Source organism: Plantibacter flavus, from assembly GCF_900177615.1.
Taxonomy (GTDB): Bacteria; Actinomycetota; Actinomycetes; order Actinomycetales; family Microbacteriaceae; genus Plantibacter; species Plantibacter flavus.
In genome coordinates this window covers 48,443-62,631 of sequence record NZ_FXAP01000005.1, presented here as the reverse complement: position 1 = coordinate 62,631, position 14,189 = coordinate 48,443, and the positions used below count along the sequence as shown (strand labels likewise).

General features: G+C 69.1%; 15 protein-coding genes. 13 read left to right on the top strand and 2 right to left on the bottom strand.

The genetic code is table 11. From position 1 onward, the window contains the following. Positions 1 to 19 precede the first annotated feature (19 nt). On the top strand, positions 20 to 838 hold the full coding sequence (gene dapB, locus B9Y95_RS15110) for a 4-hydroxy-tetrahydrodipicolinate reductase (RefSeq protein WP_085513038.1): 819 nt from the start codon (positions 20 to 22) through the stop codon (positions 836 to 838). A gap of 11 nt (positions 839 to 849) precedes the next feature. Next, on the top strand, positions 850 to 1,272 hold the full coding sequence (locus tag B9Y95_RS15105) for a hypothetical protein (RefSeq protein ID WP_370281969.1): 423 nt from the start codon (positions 850 to 852) through the stop codon (positions 1,270 to 1,272). A 23-nt stretch (positions 1,273 to 1,295) separates the two neighbouring features. Here B9Y95_RS15105 and B9Y95_RS15100 read toward each other — a convergent pair whose 3' ends face one another. Beyond that, a complete protein-coding gene (locus B9Y95_RS15100; RefSeq protein WP_085513034.1) occupies positions 1,296 to 2,186 on the bottom strand; it encodes a TIGR01777 family oxidoreductase in 891 nt (296 codons plus the stop codon). Positions 2,187 to 2,225: 39 nt separating this feature from the next. Beyond that, positions 2,226 to 2,651: an OsmC family peroxiredoxin gene (locus B9Y95_RS15095; protein WP_064294452.1), complete on the bottom strand. Its 426-nt coding sequence runs from the start codon at positions 2,649 to 2,651 to the stop codon at positions 2,226 to 2,228. Positions 2,652 to 2,832: 181 nt separating this feature from the next. Here B9Y95_RS15095 and dapA point away from each other — a divergent pair, with 181 nt between their 5' ends. The 11 genes from dapA to B9Y95_RS15040 all read left to right on the top strand — a co-directional run bounded on the left by dapA (position 2,833) and on the right by B9Y95_RS15040 (position 14,069). Then, positions 2,833 to 3,810, top strand: a complete 978-nt coding sequence (gene dapA, locus B9Y95_RS15090) for a 4-hydroxy-tetrahydrodipicolinate synthase (protein WP_064294450.1) — start codon at positions 2,833 to 2,835, stop codon at positions 3,808 to 3,810. A gap of 20 nt (positions 3,811 to 3,830) precedes the next feature. Beyond that, positions 3,831 to 5,507: a ribonuclease J gene (locus B9Y95_RS15085; protein WP_056012144.1), complete on the top strand. Its 1,677-nt coding sequence runs from the start codon at positions 3,831 to 3,833 to the stop codon at positions 5,505 to 5,507. A 147-nt stretch (positions 5,508 to 5,654) separates the two neighbouring features. Next, positions 5,655 to 6,647 carry an efflux RND transporter periplasmic adaptor subunit gene (locus B9Y95_RS15080; protein ID WP_085513032.1) on the top strand — a complete coding sequence of 331 codons (993 nt, stop codon included), beginning with the start codon at positions 5,655 to 5,657 and terminating at the stop codon, positions 6,645 to 6,647. After that, positions 6,644 to 7,348: an ABC transporter ATP-binding protein gene (locus B9Y95_RS15075; protein ID WP_085513030.1), complete on the top strand. Its 705-nt coding sequence runs from the start codon at positions 6,644 to 6,646 to the stop codon at positions 7,346 to 7,348. The genes B9Y95_RS15080 and B9Y95_RS15075 overlap by 4 nt, the downstream gene beginning before the upstream one ends. Continuing rightward, positions 7,341 to 8,579, top strand: a complete 1,239-nt coding sequence (locus B9Y95_RS15070; RefSeq protein WP_123539726.1) for an ABC transporter permease — start codon at positions 7,341 to 7,343, stop codon at positions 8,577 to 8,579. The genes B9Y95_RS15075 and B9Y95_RS15070 overlap by 8 nt, the downstream gene beginning before the upstream one ends. A gap of 58 nt (positions 8,580 to 8,637) precedes the next feature. Then, positions 8,638 to 9,129: a GNAT family N-acetyltransferase gene (locus tag B9Y95_RS15065; protein ID WP_085513026.1), complete on the top strand. Its 492-nt coding sequence runs from the start codon at positions 8,638 to 8,640 to the stop codon at positions 9,127 to 9,129. Positions 9,130 to 9,206: 77 nt separating this feature from the next. Then, positions 9,207 to 12,101, top strand: a complete 2,895-nt coding sequence (locus tag B9Y95_RS15060) for an FtsK/SpoIIIE family DNA translocase (protein ID WP_085513023.1) — start codon at positions 9,207 to 9,209, stop codon at positions 12,099 to 12,101. 2 nt (positions 12,102 to 12,103) lie between these two features. Then, entirely contained in the window at positions 12,104 to 12,712 is a 609-nt protein-coding gene (gene pgsA / locus B9Y95_RS15055; RefSeq protein ID WP_079707088.1) for a CDP-diacylglycerol--glycerol-3-phosphate 3-phosphatidyltransferase, read from the top strand. Continuing rightward, positions 12,709 to 13,224: a CinA family protein gene (locus B9Y95_RS15050; protein WP_085513021.1), complete on the top strand. Its 516-nt coding sequence runs from the start codon at positions 12,709 to 12,711 to the stop codon at positions 13,222 to 13,224. Before pgsA ends, B9Y95_RS15050 begins: the two co-directional genes overlap by 4 nt. 219 nt (positions 13,225 to 13,443) lie before the next feature. Next, on the top strand, positions 13,444 to 13,752 hold the full coding sequence (locus B9Y95_RS15045; RefSeq protein WP_056012120.1) for a helix-turn-helix domain-containing protein: 309 nt from the start codon (positions 13,444 to 13,446) through the stop codon (positions 13,750 to 13,752). 92 nt (positions 13,753 to 13,844) lie between these two features. Continuing rightward, complete coding sequence (locus B9Y95_RS15040; RefSeq protein WP_085513019.1) at positions 13,845 to 14,069, top strand: DUF3046 domain-containing protein; 225 nt, start codon at positions 13,845 to 13,847, stop codon at positions 14,067 to 14,069. Positions 14,070 to 14,189 lie beyond the last annotated feature (120 nt).

Genomic DNA, 14,189 nt, shown 5'->3' with positions numbered 1-14,189 from the left:
CAGCACGTAAGCTGAGGGCATGACGACACGAGTGGCGCTGGCCGGCGCGAGCGGCAAGATGGGCCGACTGTTCACCAGCATCATCGGTTCACTCGACGACTTCGAGCTGGTCGCGTCGCTCGGTTCGTCGAGCGAGCTGAGCGAGATGGACGGGGCGGACCTCGTCGTCGACGTCACGGTGCCGGGTGTCAGCCAGCGGATCGTCGACCACGCCGTCGCTCAGGGGATCAACGTGCTCGTCGGGACGAGCGGTTGGTCGGCCGAGCGCATTCAGCGACTCGACCGCCGGCTCGCCGAGCTGCCCGAGCAGGGCGTCGTCATCATCCCCAACTTCTCGCTGGGGTCCGTCCTGTCGACGAGTCTCGCGACCGTCGCGGCCCGCTTCTTCGACTCGATCGAGATCATCGAGTCCCACCGCGACACGAAGGTGGACTCGCCCTCCGGAACCGCCGTGCGCACCGCCGAGCTGATGATGGCCGCGCGTGGCGACCGTGGGCCGGTCGCCGCCCCGCACACCGACCAGCGGGCGAGGGGACAGCAGGTCTCGAGCATCCCGATCCACAGCCTGCGGCTCCAGGGTGTCGTCGCCCGCCAGGAGGTCGTGTTCGGTGGCGTCGACGAACTCGTCACGATCACGCACGACACGATCTCGCCCGCGTCCTACGAGCGGGGCATCCGGCTCGCCCTCGTGGCCGCTCGCGACGCCCGGGGGGTCACCGTCGGTCTCGACAGTCTGCTCGACCTCGGACTCGACCGCCCAGGGCCGGCGGGTCGGCGGCCCGCCCAGGGGGCGCCCGAGCACGTCTCCGGTCAAGCCGCGGCGGCCAGCGCCCTGTGAAGACCCGCGTCATGGTCGCGATCATCGCGGCCCTGCTCGTCCTCTACATCGTCCTCGTCGGGTACCGTGCGGTCGTCCTCCTCGGCACCGGCGAGCCTGTCGGCATCGCCATGGGTGCCGCGCTCATCGTCCTGCCGATCCTCGGCGTCTGGGCGCTCTGGCGCGAGATCGCCTTCGGGGTGGGCGCCGAGCGACTCGGAGTCCGCCTCGAGGCCGAGGGCGGCCTTCCGCCCGAGCAGGTCGAGACCCGCGAGAGCGGCCGGCCGATGCGTGATGCCGCAGACGAGCTGTTCCCGAAGTACCGTGACGCGGCCGAGGCCGCTCCCGACGACTGGCGATCCTGGTACCGCCTCGGACTCGTCTACGACGGCGCCGGAGACCGTCGCCGCGCACGGCAGGCCATCCGGCAGGCGATCCGGCTCTCGCGGAGCTGACCAGAGCGGAGGCGTCCCCTCGTTCAGTCGCGGGCGAGTGCTTCGGCCAACGCCTGCTCGACGGTCGGCGTGCTGAACGTGAAGCCGTCGTCCAGGAGTCGACGAGGCTCGACGCGCTGATCGCTCAGCAGCAGTCCGTCGGCGGCGTCTCCGAGGAGCGCCTTGAGGGCGAACTTCGGGACGCGGAGCAGGTAGGGCCGGTTCATCCGTCTGGCGAGCTCGAACATGAGGTCGTCGGCGCGGGCCGCCTGCGGACCGCACAGGTTCACCGGTCCGGAGAGCGTCGAGGTCAGGAGGTGGGTGATCGCCCGGACCTCGTCCTGCAACCCGATCCACGGCCAGAACTGGCGGCCCGAACCGAGCGGACCGGCGACCCCGAACCGGGTGAGCGGTGCCAGCGGCTTGAGCACGCCGGCCAGGTCGACGACGATGCCGTTGCGGAGCAGCACGGTGCGGACGGCGTCGGGCGCCGCGAGCGCCGAGTCCTCCCAGGCGACGACGACGTCGGCGAGGAATCCGGCCCCTCTGGAGGAGTCCTCAGTGAGGGTCTCTCCGGGACGGTCGCCGTAGTACCCGACCGCCGACCCGCTGAGGAAGGCGGCCGGTGGCTGCTCGGCCCGGTTCATGGCGTCGACGAGGGTCCGGGTCGCGCTGAGTCGTGACCAGAGGATCGTGGACCGGTAGGCCGCCGTCCACGGCAGCTTGCCGAGGGAGGCGCCGGAGAGGTTGACGACCGCGTCGGCGCCGCTCACGACCGCCGGATCCAGCACGCCTGCCAGTGGATCCCACTCCGCTTCTCCGGCACCGCGCGCCGGACGTCGCACGAGCCGGACGACCTCATGGCCCTCGGTCTCGAGGGAGCGCCCGAGCGCCGTTCCGATGAGCCCGGAGGCTCCGCCGATCACGATGCGCATGCGCGTCGCCTTCCTGGTCGTGCTGCTGGACGGTGGTGGTTACGCGAGGCTGGCCTCGAGGGTGATCGGGATGCCGGCGAGCGCCTGCGAGACCGGGCAGCCGTCCTTCGCCGCCGTGGCGATGCGCTCGAAGTCGGCCTCGGAGATGCCGGGCACGACCGCGCTGACGAGCAGGTGGCTACCGGTGATCCCGGTGCCGGGGGTGAAGGAGACCGCTGCGGTCGCCTGGATGCGCTCCGGCGGGAAGCCGGCGCTCGTGAGCTCGTTGGCGAACGCCATCGAGTAGCAGGATGCGTGCGCGGCCCCGAGCAGTTCCTCGGGTGTCGTCGTCGTGTTGGAGCCCTCGGAGCGGGCCTTCCAGTCGACGGCGAACTCGGCCGCCTCGGAGGTGTCGAGGCTCGTGTGCCCGGATCCCTCGAAGAGCGTGCCGTTCCAGACCGTCGTGGCTTCGCTTGTTACCGCCATGGTGCAACCTCCATCGTCGGGCCGTGCAGAAGCGCATCGGCGCTGGTGTTCGTGGGGTCAGCCTAACCGGATCGACCTGGGTGGTCACCCCGTCGACGGGAGCCGTATGGTGTGCCTTCGGCCACCCGCCGATGCCCGTCGGGTGGTGACCCGCAAGAGGGAAACCCGATAGCCTGAGAGGGTGTCGCGTGCAGAGAACCCCTTCGGTCAAGTCCTCGTCGCCCTGGTGACGCCGTTCACCGCCGACGGCGAGGTCGACTGGAAGGCCGTCGAGCGACACATCGACGACGTCGTGACCGCTGGCGCCGACGGCATCGTCGTCACCGGCACCACGGGTGAGACGTCCACGCTGACGGACCCGGAGAAGGTCAAGCTCGTCGAGGTCGGTAAAGCCGTCGCGGGCGGGCGCGCGAAGATCATCACCGGTGGTGGCTCCAACGAGACGGCCCACGCGATCGAGCTCGCGAAGAAGAGCGAGCAGGCGGGCGCCGACGGCAACATGATCGTCACCCCGTACTACAACAAGCCCACCCAGGCCGGCGTGCTGACCCACTTCCGCATGATCGCCGACTCCACGGATCTGCCCGTCATCCTCTACGACATCCCGGGGCGAACCGGCATCCCGATCACCTACGAGACGATCCTGCGTGCGGCCAAGCACCCCAACATCCTCGCGGTGAAGGACGCCAAGGGCGACCTCAGCGAGGTGAGCCGGGTCATGAACCAGACGGACCTCATGTACTTCGCGGGCGACGACGCCAACGCACTGCCGACGCTCGCCATCGGCGGCACCGGCCTCATCGGCGTCACGGCCAACATCGCGCCGACGCCCTACCGACACATGGTCGACGCGGTGAACTCCGGCGACCTCGTCGCGGCGACCGCGGCGCACCGGCAGCTCGAGCCGCTCGTGCGTGCGGTCATGACCCACGTCCCCGGCACCGTCGCCGCCAAATACATCTTGCACGGCCTCGGCCGGATCCAGAGCCCGCGGGTACGTCTTCCGCTGGTCGGTCCGGAGGAGTGGGAGGCCGCGCAGATCGAGGATGAGATCGACCTGGTGAAGGACATCCCAGGCGTCGACTTCCGCAACTTCCGGCCAGACCGCAACGCCGCCGCCGGTGGCGCGCTGCCCAAGGTCGCCGGTACGACTCGCTAGACAAACCAGAGGGGGGCTACATGCCCAATACCATCATCGATCCGCCAGTCCTCGAGCCGGGGACGCTCCGCGTCATCCCCATCGGAGGACTCGGCGAGATCGGCAGGAACATGACCTGCTTCGAGATCGACGGCAAGATCCTGATCGTCGACTGCGGCGTGCTCTTCCCCGAAGAGCACCAGCCGGGCGTCGACCTGATCCTGCCCGACTTCACCTCCATCAAGGACCGGCTCGACGACATCGTCGGGGTCGTGCTCACGCACGGTCACGAGGATCACATCGGCGCCGTGCCGTACCTCCTGAAGCTCCGCAAGGACATCCCGCTGATCGGTTCCGGCCTGACGCTCGCGCTCATCGAGGCGAAGCTCAAGGAGCACCGCATCGTCCCCTACACCCTCCCGGTGAAGGAGGGCCAGATCGAGGCGCTCGGTCCGTTCGACCTCGAGTTCGTCGCGGTCAACCACTCGATCCCGGACGCACTCGCGGTGTTCATCGACACCGACGCCGGCACCGTCCTCGTGACCGGTGACTTCAAGATGGACCAGCTGCCACTCGACGGCCGCCTGACGGACCTCCGCGCCTTCGCCCGCCTCGGTGAAGAAGGCGTCGACCTCTTCCTCGTCGACTCGACGAACGCCGACGTCCCAGGATTCACACCGCTCGAGCGGTCCATCGGGCCGGTCCTCGACCAGGTCATCGCGAAGTCCGAGCGCCGCGTCATCGTCGCGAGCTTCTCGAGTCACGTGCACCGCGTCCAGCAGGTCCTCGACGCGGCACACGCCCACGGCCGCCGGGTCGCGTTCCTCGGTCGTTCCATGGTGCGCAACATGGGGATCGCGGCCGACCTCGGGTACCTGAACGTCCCCGAGGGCCTGCTCATCGACTACAAGAAGGCGAAGGACCTCCCCGAGGACAAGATCGTCTACATGTCGACCGGTTCTCAGGGCGAGCCGATGGCCGTCCTCAGCCGGATGGCGAACCTCGACCACGCGATCGAGCCGGGCCCGGGCGACACCGTCATCCTCGCCTCGAGCCTCATCCCGGGCAACGAGAACGCGGTCTACCGGGTCATCGACGGCCTGACGAAGCTCGGAGCCAACGTCGTCCACAAGGGCAACGCGAAGGTCCACGTCTCCGGGCACGCGGCCGCCGGTGAGCTGCTCTACTGCTACAACATCCTCCAGCCGAAGAACGTGCTGCCGGTCCACGGCGAGTACCGTCACCTCGTCGCGAACCAGAAGCTCGCGATCGACAGCGGCGTTCCGGCGCAGAACACCTTCATCGGCGAGGACGGCATCGTCATCGACCTGAAGGACGGCGTCGCGAAGGTCGTCGGGCAGCTCGACGTCGGGCTCGTCTACGTCGACGGCTCGACCGTCGGCGAGATCACCGACGCCGACCTCAAGGACCGTCGCATCCTGGCGGAGGAGGGCTTCATCTCGGTCATCGTCGTCGTCGACTCGAAGACCGGGCACATCATCTCCGGCCCCGAGGTGCACGCCAAGGGCTTCGCCGAGGACGACAAGGTCTTCGCCGACATCAAGCCGAAGGTCGCCAAGGCACTCGCCGAGGCGGCGGAGAACGGCGTCCGCGACACGCACGCGCTGTCGCAGGTGATCCGTCGGACCGTCGGCCGCTGGGTCAACACGTCGTTCCGTCGCCGCCCGATGATCGTCCCGCTCGTCATCGAGGCCTGATCACCGGACGGGGCTGCTCGGTCCCACCCGCCAGGAGGCGGTCGAACATCATTCGCGAGGGTGATGTCCGGCCGCCTTCCGCGTTGCTACCGTGGAATCCCTTATAGCCGCTCGTCACTCCGACTGCGGTGGATTCCGGAGGTCGGCGTGGGCATTGTCCGCACCTGGGTGTTCCCCATTCTGAAACTGCTCGTCTTCGCCGCGATCGCGGTGGCGCTCGTCAAGGTCGCGTTCTTCCCGGACGCGCCGCAGGAGGAGGGGCCGACGCAGCCGACCGGGAGCCTCGTGGAGCCGCAGGTCCAGGCGGCGCTCGGCACCGTGGTCAACACCGTCTCGGTGGAGGGCCAGGTCGTGGCCGACCCGGCCAGCACGGCGAAGTCGACCGTCGCCGGCACCGTCGACGAGGTGTTCGCCGCCAAGGGGGCCGTCCTCGCGGAGGGCGATCCGATCCTCGACGTCAAGACGATCGACGAGGAGGGCAAGGAGCGGTACGTGCAGGTGACCGCACCGGTCGCGGGCACCCTCGGCAACGTCAAGCTCATCCACGGACAGTCCGTCCAGATCGGCGACGCGGTGGCGCAGGTGTCGCCGGCCACGTTTTCCATCACCGGGGCGTTGAGCGCCGACAAGCAGTACCGTCTGCTCACCATCCCCGGCGAGGCGACGGTCACCATCAACGGCGGCCCGGCCCCGTTCGTCTGTCCGGCGGTCCGCGTCACGACGCCGTCGAGCGGTGGCGACGAGGAGGAGCCGACGACGGGCGGTGGATCCGGGCAGACACCCGGTGCCGGCGGAACCTCCGTCACCTGCGCGGTGCCCGGCGACGTCCGGGTCTTCGCCGGACTCGCCGCGACGATCGAACTCGCGGGAGGCGTCGCCGAGAACGTCCTCGTGCTCCCGACGACCGCGGTCAAGGGCTCGGCCGGAACCGGGACCGTCTGGGTGGTGGGGGCCGACGGTGCGCAGGAGGAACGGCCGGTCACGCTCGGACTGAACGACGGACAGCAGGTGCAGATCGTCGACGGTGTCGCCGAGGGCGACTCGGTGCTCCAGTTCGTCCCTGGCGCCGTCGCACCGGCGCCCGAGGGGTGCACCACGCTCCCGGACGGCAGCATGGCTTGCGACGGGTCGGTCGGGTGACGCTCCTCGAACTCCGCGGGGTCACCAGGGTCGTCCAGATCCCCGATGCGCCGCCGCTGACGATCCTCGACGGTGTCGACCTGGAGGTGCACGAGGGCGATCGCGTCTCCATCGTCGGCCGATCGGGTTCGGGCAAGTCGACGCTCCTGAACCTCCTCGGCCTGCTCGACAAGCCGACCTCCGGGTCGCTCGTCTTCGACGGACGACCGGCGGAACGCCTCGGCTCCGGTGCGCGCGACCGACTGCGCGGCGCCCAGATCGGCTTCGTCTTCCAACAGTTCAACCTCCTGCCGGGACGGACCGCGCTCGAGAACGTCACGACGCCGCTCCTGTACGCCAGCGGACGCTCGTTCTGGCGCCGCCGGGAGATCGCCGCCGCGATGCTCGAACGTGTCGGACTCGGCGACCGCCTCGACGCGATGCCCGCGAAACTGTCCGGCGGTGAGCAGCAGCGCGTCGCCATCGCCCGGTCGCTCGTCCGCGGGCCACGGCTCATCCTCGCGGACGAGCCGACCGGCGCTCTCGACGTCGAGACCGGCACCTCCGTCATGTCCCTGCTCGACGAGGTGGCGACCTCCACGGGTGCCGCCCTCGTGACGATCACCCACGACCGGGCGATCGCCCGACTCGCGACGACCCACCACCGTCTCGACCACGGCGTACTCACCCCCGATCACGAGCTGGAGGCCGCGGATGTCTAGGATCCTGACCTCGATCGTCGGAGCGGTCGTCGAGGCCGCCCAGGAGCTGCGGATCCATCGTGGCCGGGTCATCCTGTCGCTCATCGGCGTCGGCGTCGCGGTGTGCGCCCTCACGAGCATGGTCGGCATGTCGTCGCTCGCGGCGCAGGCCCAGACCGAGTCGCAGGAACGCTATGGCGGCCGACCCGCCACGCTCATGGCGTCGGCCTACGGCACCGGAACGGAGCAACCCGACCCGGAGACCTACATCACGGCGGTGCACGACCTCGCCGAGCGGTACGGCATCGGGTACGTCTCGCAATCCGGCAGCACCCAGTTGAACGTGCAGTTCGCCGACGGGACGGTGCCGGTGCAGTCCACCGTCGTCGACGTCCCGTACGGCGAGATGCACCGCATCAGACTCGACGAGGGTGCCTGGTTCCAGGACGACGACGGCGACCGCCTCGCACCCGCGATCGTCGTGAACCCGGTGTTCTGGCAGCGCCTGGGGTCACCACCCATCGACACGCACCCCACGGTCACGGTCCACGGTGAGCACCCGGTCACGGCCGTGATCGTCGGGGTGTACGCGAGCAACGAGTGGGACACCGAACCGCAGCTGTCGATCCTGCCCGCGGGGACGGCGCTCATCGGTCCGGTGTCCGGCGCCGAGGAGGGCATGGGGCAACCCGGTCAGCTGCCGCAGTTCGAGTTCTGGGTCCCGAACGTGGACGCCGAGGCATTCACCCAGCGGATCCAGTCCGACCTGCGTGCCGAACTCGGTGACGCGTACAGCGTCGACGTCTTCCGTAACGACTTCGGCCAGACGGGGGAGGACCCGCTCCTGTCCTTGAAGCTCGTGGTCGGCGCGGTCGCGGGGCTCATCCTCCTGCTCGGAGCCCTTGGGCTGATCAACCTCTCGCTCGTCACCGTCCGCCAGCGGATCCGCGAGATCGGGATCCGACGCAGTTTCGGGGCGACCGCGCCGCGGGTGTTCTTCGCCGTGATGATGGAGAGTGTCGTCGCCACGTTCGTCGCCGGGGTCATCGGCGTCATGCTCGCCGTGGCCGTCGTGAAGAGTCCGATCGTCGAGCAGTTCATCGGTCAAGGGCTCGTGACGGACTTCCCGCCGTTCCCCATCGAGGCGGCGGTCCTCGGGCTGGTCAGCGCCACGGCCGTCGGGGCGATCGCCGGGCTCCTCCCAGCCCTCGTCGCCGTCCGCGTGAAGGTGATCGACGCCATCCGGTACTGAGCGCCGGTGTCCCCCCACGCGTCATCTGCTCGAAACACCGGTGGCGTACCATCCGTCCATGGCGGTCTACTCGATCCGCGAAGCCGCGGTGGCTGATGTGCGCGTCCTCACCGACATGATGGTCGAGGCGGCGAACTGGAACGCCGTCGCGCCCCGTCCCAGGTCCGCCGTCCTCGCCGATGCGCAGCACACCCGCTATGTGCACGGCTGGCGTCGACCCGGCGACGCCGGGGTCGTCGCCGTCGGGCAGGACGGTGCCCCCGTCGGCGCGTGCTGGTATCGACTCTTCCCGTCCGATGCACCCGGGTTCGGGTATGTGGCGGGCGGGGTCCCCGAACTCATCCTCGGGGTCAGTCCGATCCACCGCGCCCAGGGCGTCGGACGGCAGTTGCTCCGTGCGACCGTGCAGCTCGCCAGAGCAGCCGGGTACCAGCGCATCAGCCTGAGCGTGGAGCGGGCGAACCACGCCGTCTCGCTGTACCGCACGGAGGGGTTCGCGACCGTCGACCGGCGGGGGACCCGCGACACGATGGTCCTGAATCTGCGCTGACCGCCCGGCGGATCGCGGATCGTGGACACCCCGCCAGCTTGCCGGGCTGCGTCGGTGGCGACGAGTACCGTGAACGCATGGCCGCACGTTCCAACTCGACCAGCCGTTCGCGCAGCGCTTCCTCGCCGAGTGGCGCTTCGTCGCGCACCACGAGCACCAAGACGAACACCAAGCCCGGCCCCAAGGCGGGTGCGTCGACGACGAAGCAGCAGAAGACCGTCGCCTATCCGGCCGCCGAGGAGCAGCGCAGTGTGCTGACCTCGATGTGGCTCGGTCTCGCGCACGGCGTCGGTGGAGCGGTCCGCGCCCTCGGTCCCGAGCGCATCGCCAAAGAGGACCGTCGCGACGGCTTCCCCTTCCTGCTCTTCCTGCTGGCCGTCGTCGGCGCCGTCGTCGAGTGGTTCGGCGCGGCGGACCCGGTCGCCCAGACCTTCGACGCCTGGTCGTTCGGCGGCCTCTTCGGCCGACTCGCCTTCGTACTCCCGGTCATCATGATCGTGTTCGCGGTCTGGCTGTTCCGGCACCCGGCCTCGGTCGACGACAACGGCCGCATCAGCATCGGCCTCGGTCTGCTCCTGATCAGCATCTCGGCGCTCTGCCACATCCACGGCGGTCAGCCGAACCCGAGTCAGGGCCTGCCCGCGTTGGCTCAGGCCGGTGGTCTCCTCGGGTGGATCCTCGGCGCTCCGCTCGCCGCGATCATCACCCCGATCGGCGCGACCGTCCTCATCTCGCTCCTGATCCTCCTCAGCCTCTTCATCGTGACCAAGACGCCGCCGAACCGCGTCGGTGCCCGCGTGCGGCAGTTCTCCACCTGGATGTTCGGCGAGCAGCCGGAGGCACCAGAAGGAGAGCCCGCAGAGCCGAAGAGCGCGCGGACGAAGCGACTCGACGACCTCGACGAGGAACCCGACGAGCCGGCGGCCCTGCCGTGGTGGCGTCGCAACACGAGCCGTCGCGAGGACGACCCGACGTTCGAGGACCCGCTCATGGGCGACAACATGACCGAGCTCCTCGGCCTCGAGAAGCCGTCCGGCGGGTTCGACTCGCCGCTCGAACCGGTGGCCGTGCCTGCCGTGTCGCCGAAAGCCGCGCCGGTGCACGACGCCTTCGGCTCCGAGCTCCTCGGCGACCTCGAAGCGGCGGAGAGCGCCGTCAAGCGATTCAACACGGGCGAGATCAAGCCGCAGACGGGTCTGCACGACGACAGCATCCCCGGCGCGACCGAGGTCATCGAAGACCTCGACCCGGCGCTCCTCGGCGCACCCGACCAGATCGACTTCTCGGCGCGCCCCATGGCACAGCAGGGACAGGACGACACACCGTACCGTCTCCCGTCCGCAGGGACCCTGGCGGCGGGGGAGCCCGCGAAGACGCACAGCGCGGCCAACGACGAAGCGGTCGCCGCGATCACGAGCGTCCTCGACCAGTTCGGCGTCGACGCGAAGGTCACGGGCTTCTCCCGCGGGCCGACCGTGACGCAGTACGAGATCGAGCTCGGCCCGGGCGTCAAGGTCGAGCGGGTGACGGCGCTCAGCAAGAACCTCTCCTACGCTGTGGCGTCCAACGAGGTCCGCATCCTCTCGCCCATCCCGGGGAAGAGCGCCATCGGTATCGAGATCCCGAACACCGACCGCGAGATCGTCACCCTCGGCGACATCCTGCGCTCGACGGCGGCCACGAACAGCAACCACCCGATGACGATCGGCGTCGGCAAGGACGTCGGCGGCGGCTACGTGGTCGCGAACCTCGCGAAGATGCCGCACCTCCTGGTCGCCGGGTCGACCGGCTCCGGTAAGTCGGTCTTCGTGAACTCCATGATCACCTCGCTGCTCATGCGTGCCAAGCCGAGCGAGGTGCGCATGGTCCTCATCGACCCCAAGCGTGTCGAGCTCGCGCCGTATGCGGGCGTCCCGCACCTCATCACGCCCATCATCACGAACCCGAAGAAGGCGGCGGAAGCGCTGCAGTGGGTCGTGAAGGAGATGGACATGCGCTACGACGACCTCGCGAGCTTCGGCTACCGACACATCGACGACTTCAACAAGGCCGTCGTGGCAGGCGAGATCGTCCTCCCCGCGGGCAGCGAGCGCGTCCTGAAGCCCTACCCGTACCTGTTGGTCGTCGTCGACGAGCTCGCCGACCTGATGATGGTCGCCCCCCGCGACGTCGAGGACTCCATCGTCCGCATCACGCAGCTGGCCCGTGCGTCCGGTATCCACCTCGTCCTCGCGACGCAGCGTCCGTCGGTCGATGTCGTCACCGGCCTCATCAAGGCGAACGTGCCGTCCCGCCTCGCCTTCGCCGTCACGAGCGTCACCGACTCGCGGGTCATCCTCGACCAGCCGGGTGCCGACAAGCTCATCGGTCAGGGCGACGCACTGTTCCTGCCGATGGGTGCGAACAAGTCCATCCGCGTGCAGGGTGCGTGGGTCGGCGAGAACGAGATCCAGCGGGTCGTCGAACACGTCACGAACCAGGCGCGGCCGGAGTACCGGAAGGACGTCCAGGCCGTCGCGGAGCGCAAGGAGATCGACGCGGACATCGGCGACGATCTCGAACTCCTGCTCGCCGCAGCGGAGCTCGTGGTGTCGACGCAGTTCGGATCGACCTCGATGCTGCAGCGGAAGCTCCGGGTCGGTTTCGCGAAGGCCGGCCGGCTCATGGACCTCATGGAGTCGCGTGAGATCGTCGGCCCGTCCGAGGGCTCGAAGGCCCGCGACGTCCTCGTCACCGCGGAGCAGCTGCCGGGTGTCCTGGCCCGTCTGCGCGGCGAAGACGACGGTCCGGCCGCTCCGGCCCCCGCAGCGGCGCCCTCGACAGCCGCCGCGGCAGCCCCGGTCGTCGGCGCTGCCGGCGGCGTCGAGCCCGACCGCTACGGTGCGGACCCGGTCGAGGCCCAGTTCCAGGACTATCCTGAGGTCGAGGGCGGTTCTGACGAAGACGCCTGGAGTCTCACCGGTCGGGAGTAGACATGACGGCATCGAACGCGTCGGCTGCTGAGCCGCGCATCTCGAACTGGAACCTCCCGAACGCGATCACCGTCGCGAGGATCGTGCTCGCGCCGGTGTTCATGTGGATGCTGCTGGCGGACGACGGTTCCGACGGTGCACTGCGGTGGTGGGCTGCCCTGCTCTTCGTCGTCGCGATCGCGAGCGACGGCATCGACGGACACATCGCCCGCAGTCGCAACCTCGTGACGGACCTCGGCAAGATCCTCGACCCGATCGCCGACAAGGTGCTGACGGGCGGAGCGCTCGTCGCGTTGTCGATCCTCGGCGAACTGCCGTGGTGGGTCACGATCGTCGTGCTCGTGCGCGAGATCGGCATCACCGTCCACCGCTTCATCGTGATCTCCGACCATGTCGTCGCCGCCGCGTGGATGGGGAAGCTCAAGACCCTCGCACAGGCCGTCGCGATCTCACTCGCCCTCGCGCCGTTCTGGGTGCTCCTCGGTGACTGGGTGCTCTGGGTGAATGGGGTCTTCATGACCATCGCCGTGCTCCTGACCATCGCGAGCGGCATCGACTACGTCGTCACCGCCGTCCGAGGGTCGCGCGCCGACCGGCAGGTCAAGCGATGACGTCCGATGCCGTCGAGTCGGCCGACGCCGGTGCCGCCTCGGCGGTCCATGCCCTCATCGACGCCCGGTTGACGATCGGTGTCGCGGAGTCCCTGACCGGCGGGCTGCTGGCCGCGGCGCTCATCAGCGTCCCCGGCGCGTCCGCCACGGTCCGAGGCGGTGTGGTCGCGTACGACACCCGTCTGAAGCACTCGTTGCTCGGAGTCGACGCCGGCCTCCTCGCGCTCCATGGCGCCGTGCACCCGGAGGTGGCCCTCCAGATGGCCGACGGCGTGCGCCGTGCCCTGGCGATCGATGGGCTTCCTGCCGACGTCGGCATCGCCACGACCGGCGTCGCAGGACCGGACCCGCAGGACGGCCAGGCCGTCGGGACGGTCTTCGTCGGCATCGTGACGCGAGCGGGTGGACGGGTGGTGCCGCTCACCCTGGACGGCGGCCGTCAGGAGATCCGACACCGGACCGTGGAGCTGGCGTTGGAAGCCCTCGTGCGCGAACTCGGCGCACTCGAGTGAACGCCGACTCCGATCGGCGGAATACCGTCCGTTTCCATCGCGTTACAGATGACGTATTCACAAGAAAAGCCCAGTGATCCTGGTTACTGTTCGGCATACGGTGGTTGTAATGTTGGCCATCCACGAACGAGACGGCGATCAGCTGGGACGACGTGAATCCGCGTTGCAGAAGCAGAGCGCTGTACGACACGAGGTCGTAGAGCACAGAGGGAGGGTCACGTGGTTTTAGTCCGTCAAGAGATCGGCGACGTGCTGAGGGACTTCCGGTTGCAGAAGGGTCGCACGCTGCGCCAGGTGGCGAGCAAGGCGAGCGTCGCACTCGGATACCTGAGCGAGGTCGAACGAGGCCAGAAGGAGGCGTCGAGCGAGATCCTCGCCTCGGTGGCCGACGCCCTCGACACCCCCATCTCCGTCATCATGCGAGAGGTCGGAGACCGCCTCGCGGTCATCGAGGGTCTCTCCCCGAACATCCCGGACACCGTTCCGGACGAACTGGTCAACGAGCTGGACGAACTCGTCTCCCGCTGATCGAGCGAGCACGGTAGCAGAACGCCCCGGGATCCCTCTCCCGGGGCGTTTCCGCGTCCGGACGGGCGACGGAGGAAGGGACAGGAGCAGGAATGAAGCTGAGTGAGTTCAGGACGGCCGTCGCCGACGAGTTCGGCGCGGCGTACGGAGCGGTGCTCACCGGTGACCTCGGACTCACCGAGTTCGGCTCGAAGACCGCCGAGGAGGCGTTGCGCGCCGGTGTCCCGCCCCGCGACGTCTGGATGGCGCTCTGTACCGCGACCGACGTGCCGGATGAGCGACGCCACGGCGTCGGACGGTTGCAGCCGGGCGCGTAGCGCGTCCCACGCCACGGGCGAAGCGGTCTTCGACACGCCGCCCGATCGGTATCGAACATCCGTTCTAGTGGTGCTAGTGTCCTCCACAGGATCATTCGTGAGTGCGTTCTGCACGGATCG

What these genes read in the sequence shown, in the direction of transcription:
- B9Y95_RS15065 (WP_085513026.1), top strand. Translation starts at nt 8,638, where the DNA reads ATGGCGGTCTACTCGATCCGCGAAGCCGCGGTGGCTGATGTGCGCGTC.
- B9Y95_RS15040 (WP_085513019.1), top strand. Translation starts at nt 13,845, where the DNA reads ATGAAGCTGAGTGAGTTCAGGACGGCCGTCGCCGACGAGTTCGGCGCG.
- B9Y95_RS15050 (WP_085513021.1), top strand. Translation starts at nt 12,709, where the DNA reads ATGACGTCCGATGCCGTCGAGTCGGCCGACGCCGGTGCCGCCTCGGCG.
- pgsA (WP_079707088.1), top strand. Translation starts at nt 12,104, where the DNA reads ATGACGGCATCGAACGCGTCGGCTGCTGAGCCGCGCATCTCGAACTGG.
- B9Y95_RS15095 (WP_064294452.1), bottom strand. Translation starts at nt 2,651, where the DNA reads ATGGCGGTAACAAGCGAAGCCACGACGGTCTGGAACGGCACGCTCTTC.
- B9Y95_RS15085 (WP_056012144.1), top strand. Translation starts at nt 3,831, where the DNA reads ATGCCCAATACCATCATCGATCCGCCAGTCCTCGAGCCGGGGACGCTC.
- B9Y95_RS15100 (WP_085513034.1), bottom strand. Translation starts at nt 2,186, where the DNA reads ATGCGCATCGTGATCGGCGGAGCCTCCGGGCTCATCGGAACGGCGCTC.
- B9Y95_RS15060 (WP_085513023.1), top strand. Translation starts at nt 9,207, where the DNA reads ATGGCCGCACGTTCCAACTCGACCAGCCGTTCGCGCAGCGCTTCCTCG.
- dapB (WP_085513038.1), top strand. Translation starts at nt 20, where the DNA reads ATGACGACACGAGTGGCGCTGGCCGGCGCGAGCGGCAAGATGGGCCGA.
- B9Y95_RS15105 (WP_370281969.1), top strand. Translation starts at nt 850, where the DNA reads ATGGTCGCGATCATCGCGGCCCTGCTCGTCCTCTACATCGTCCTCGTC.
- B9Y95_RS15070 (WP_123539726.1), top strand. Translation starts at nt 7,341, where the DNA reads ATGTCTAGGATCCTGACCTCGATCGTCGGAGCGGTCGTCGAGGCCGCC.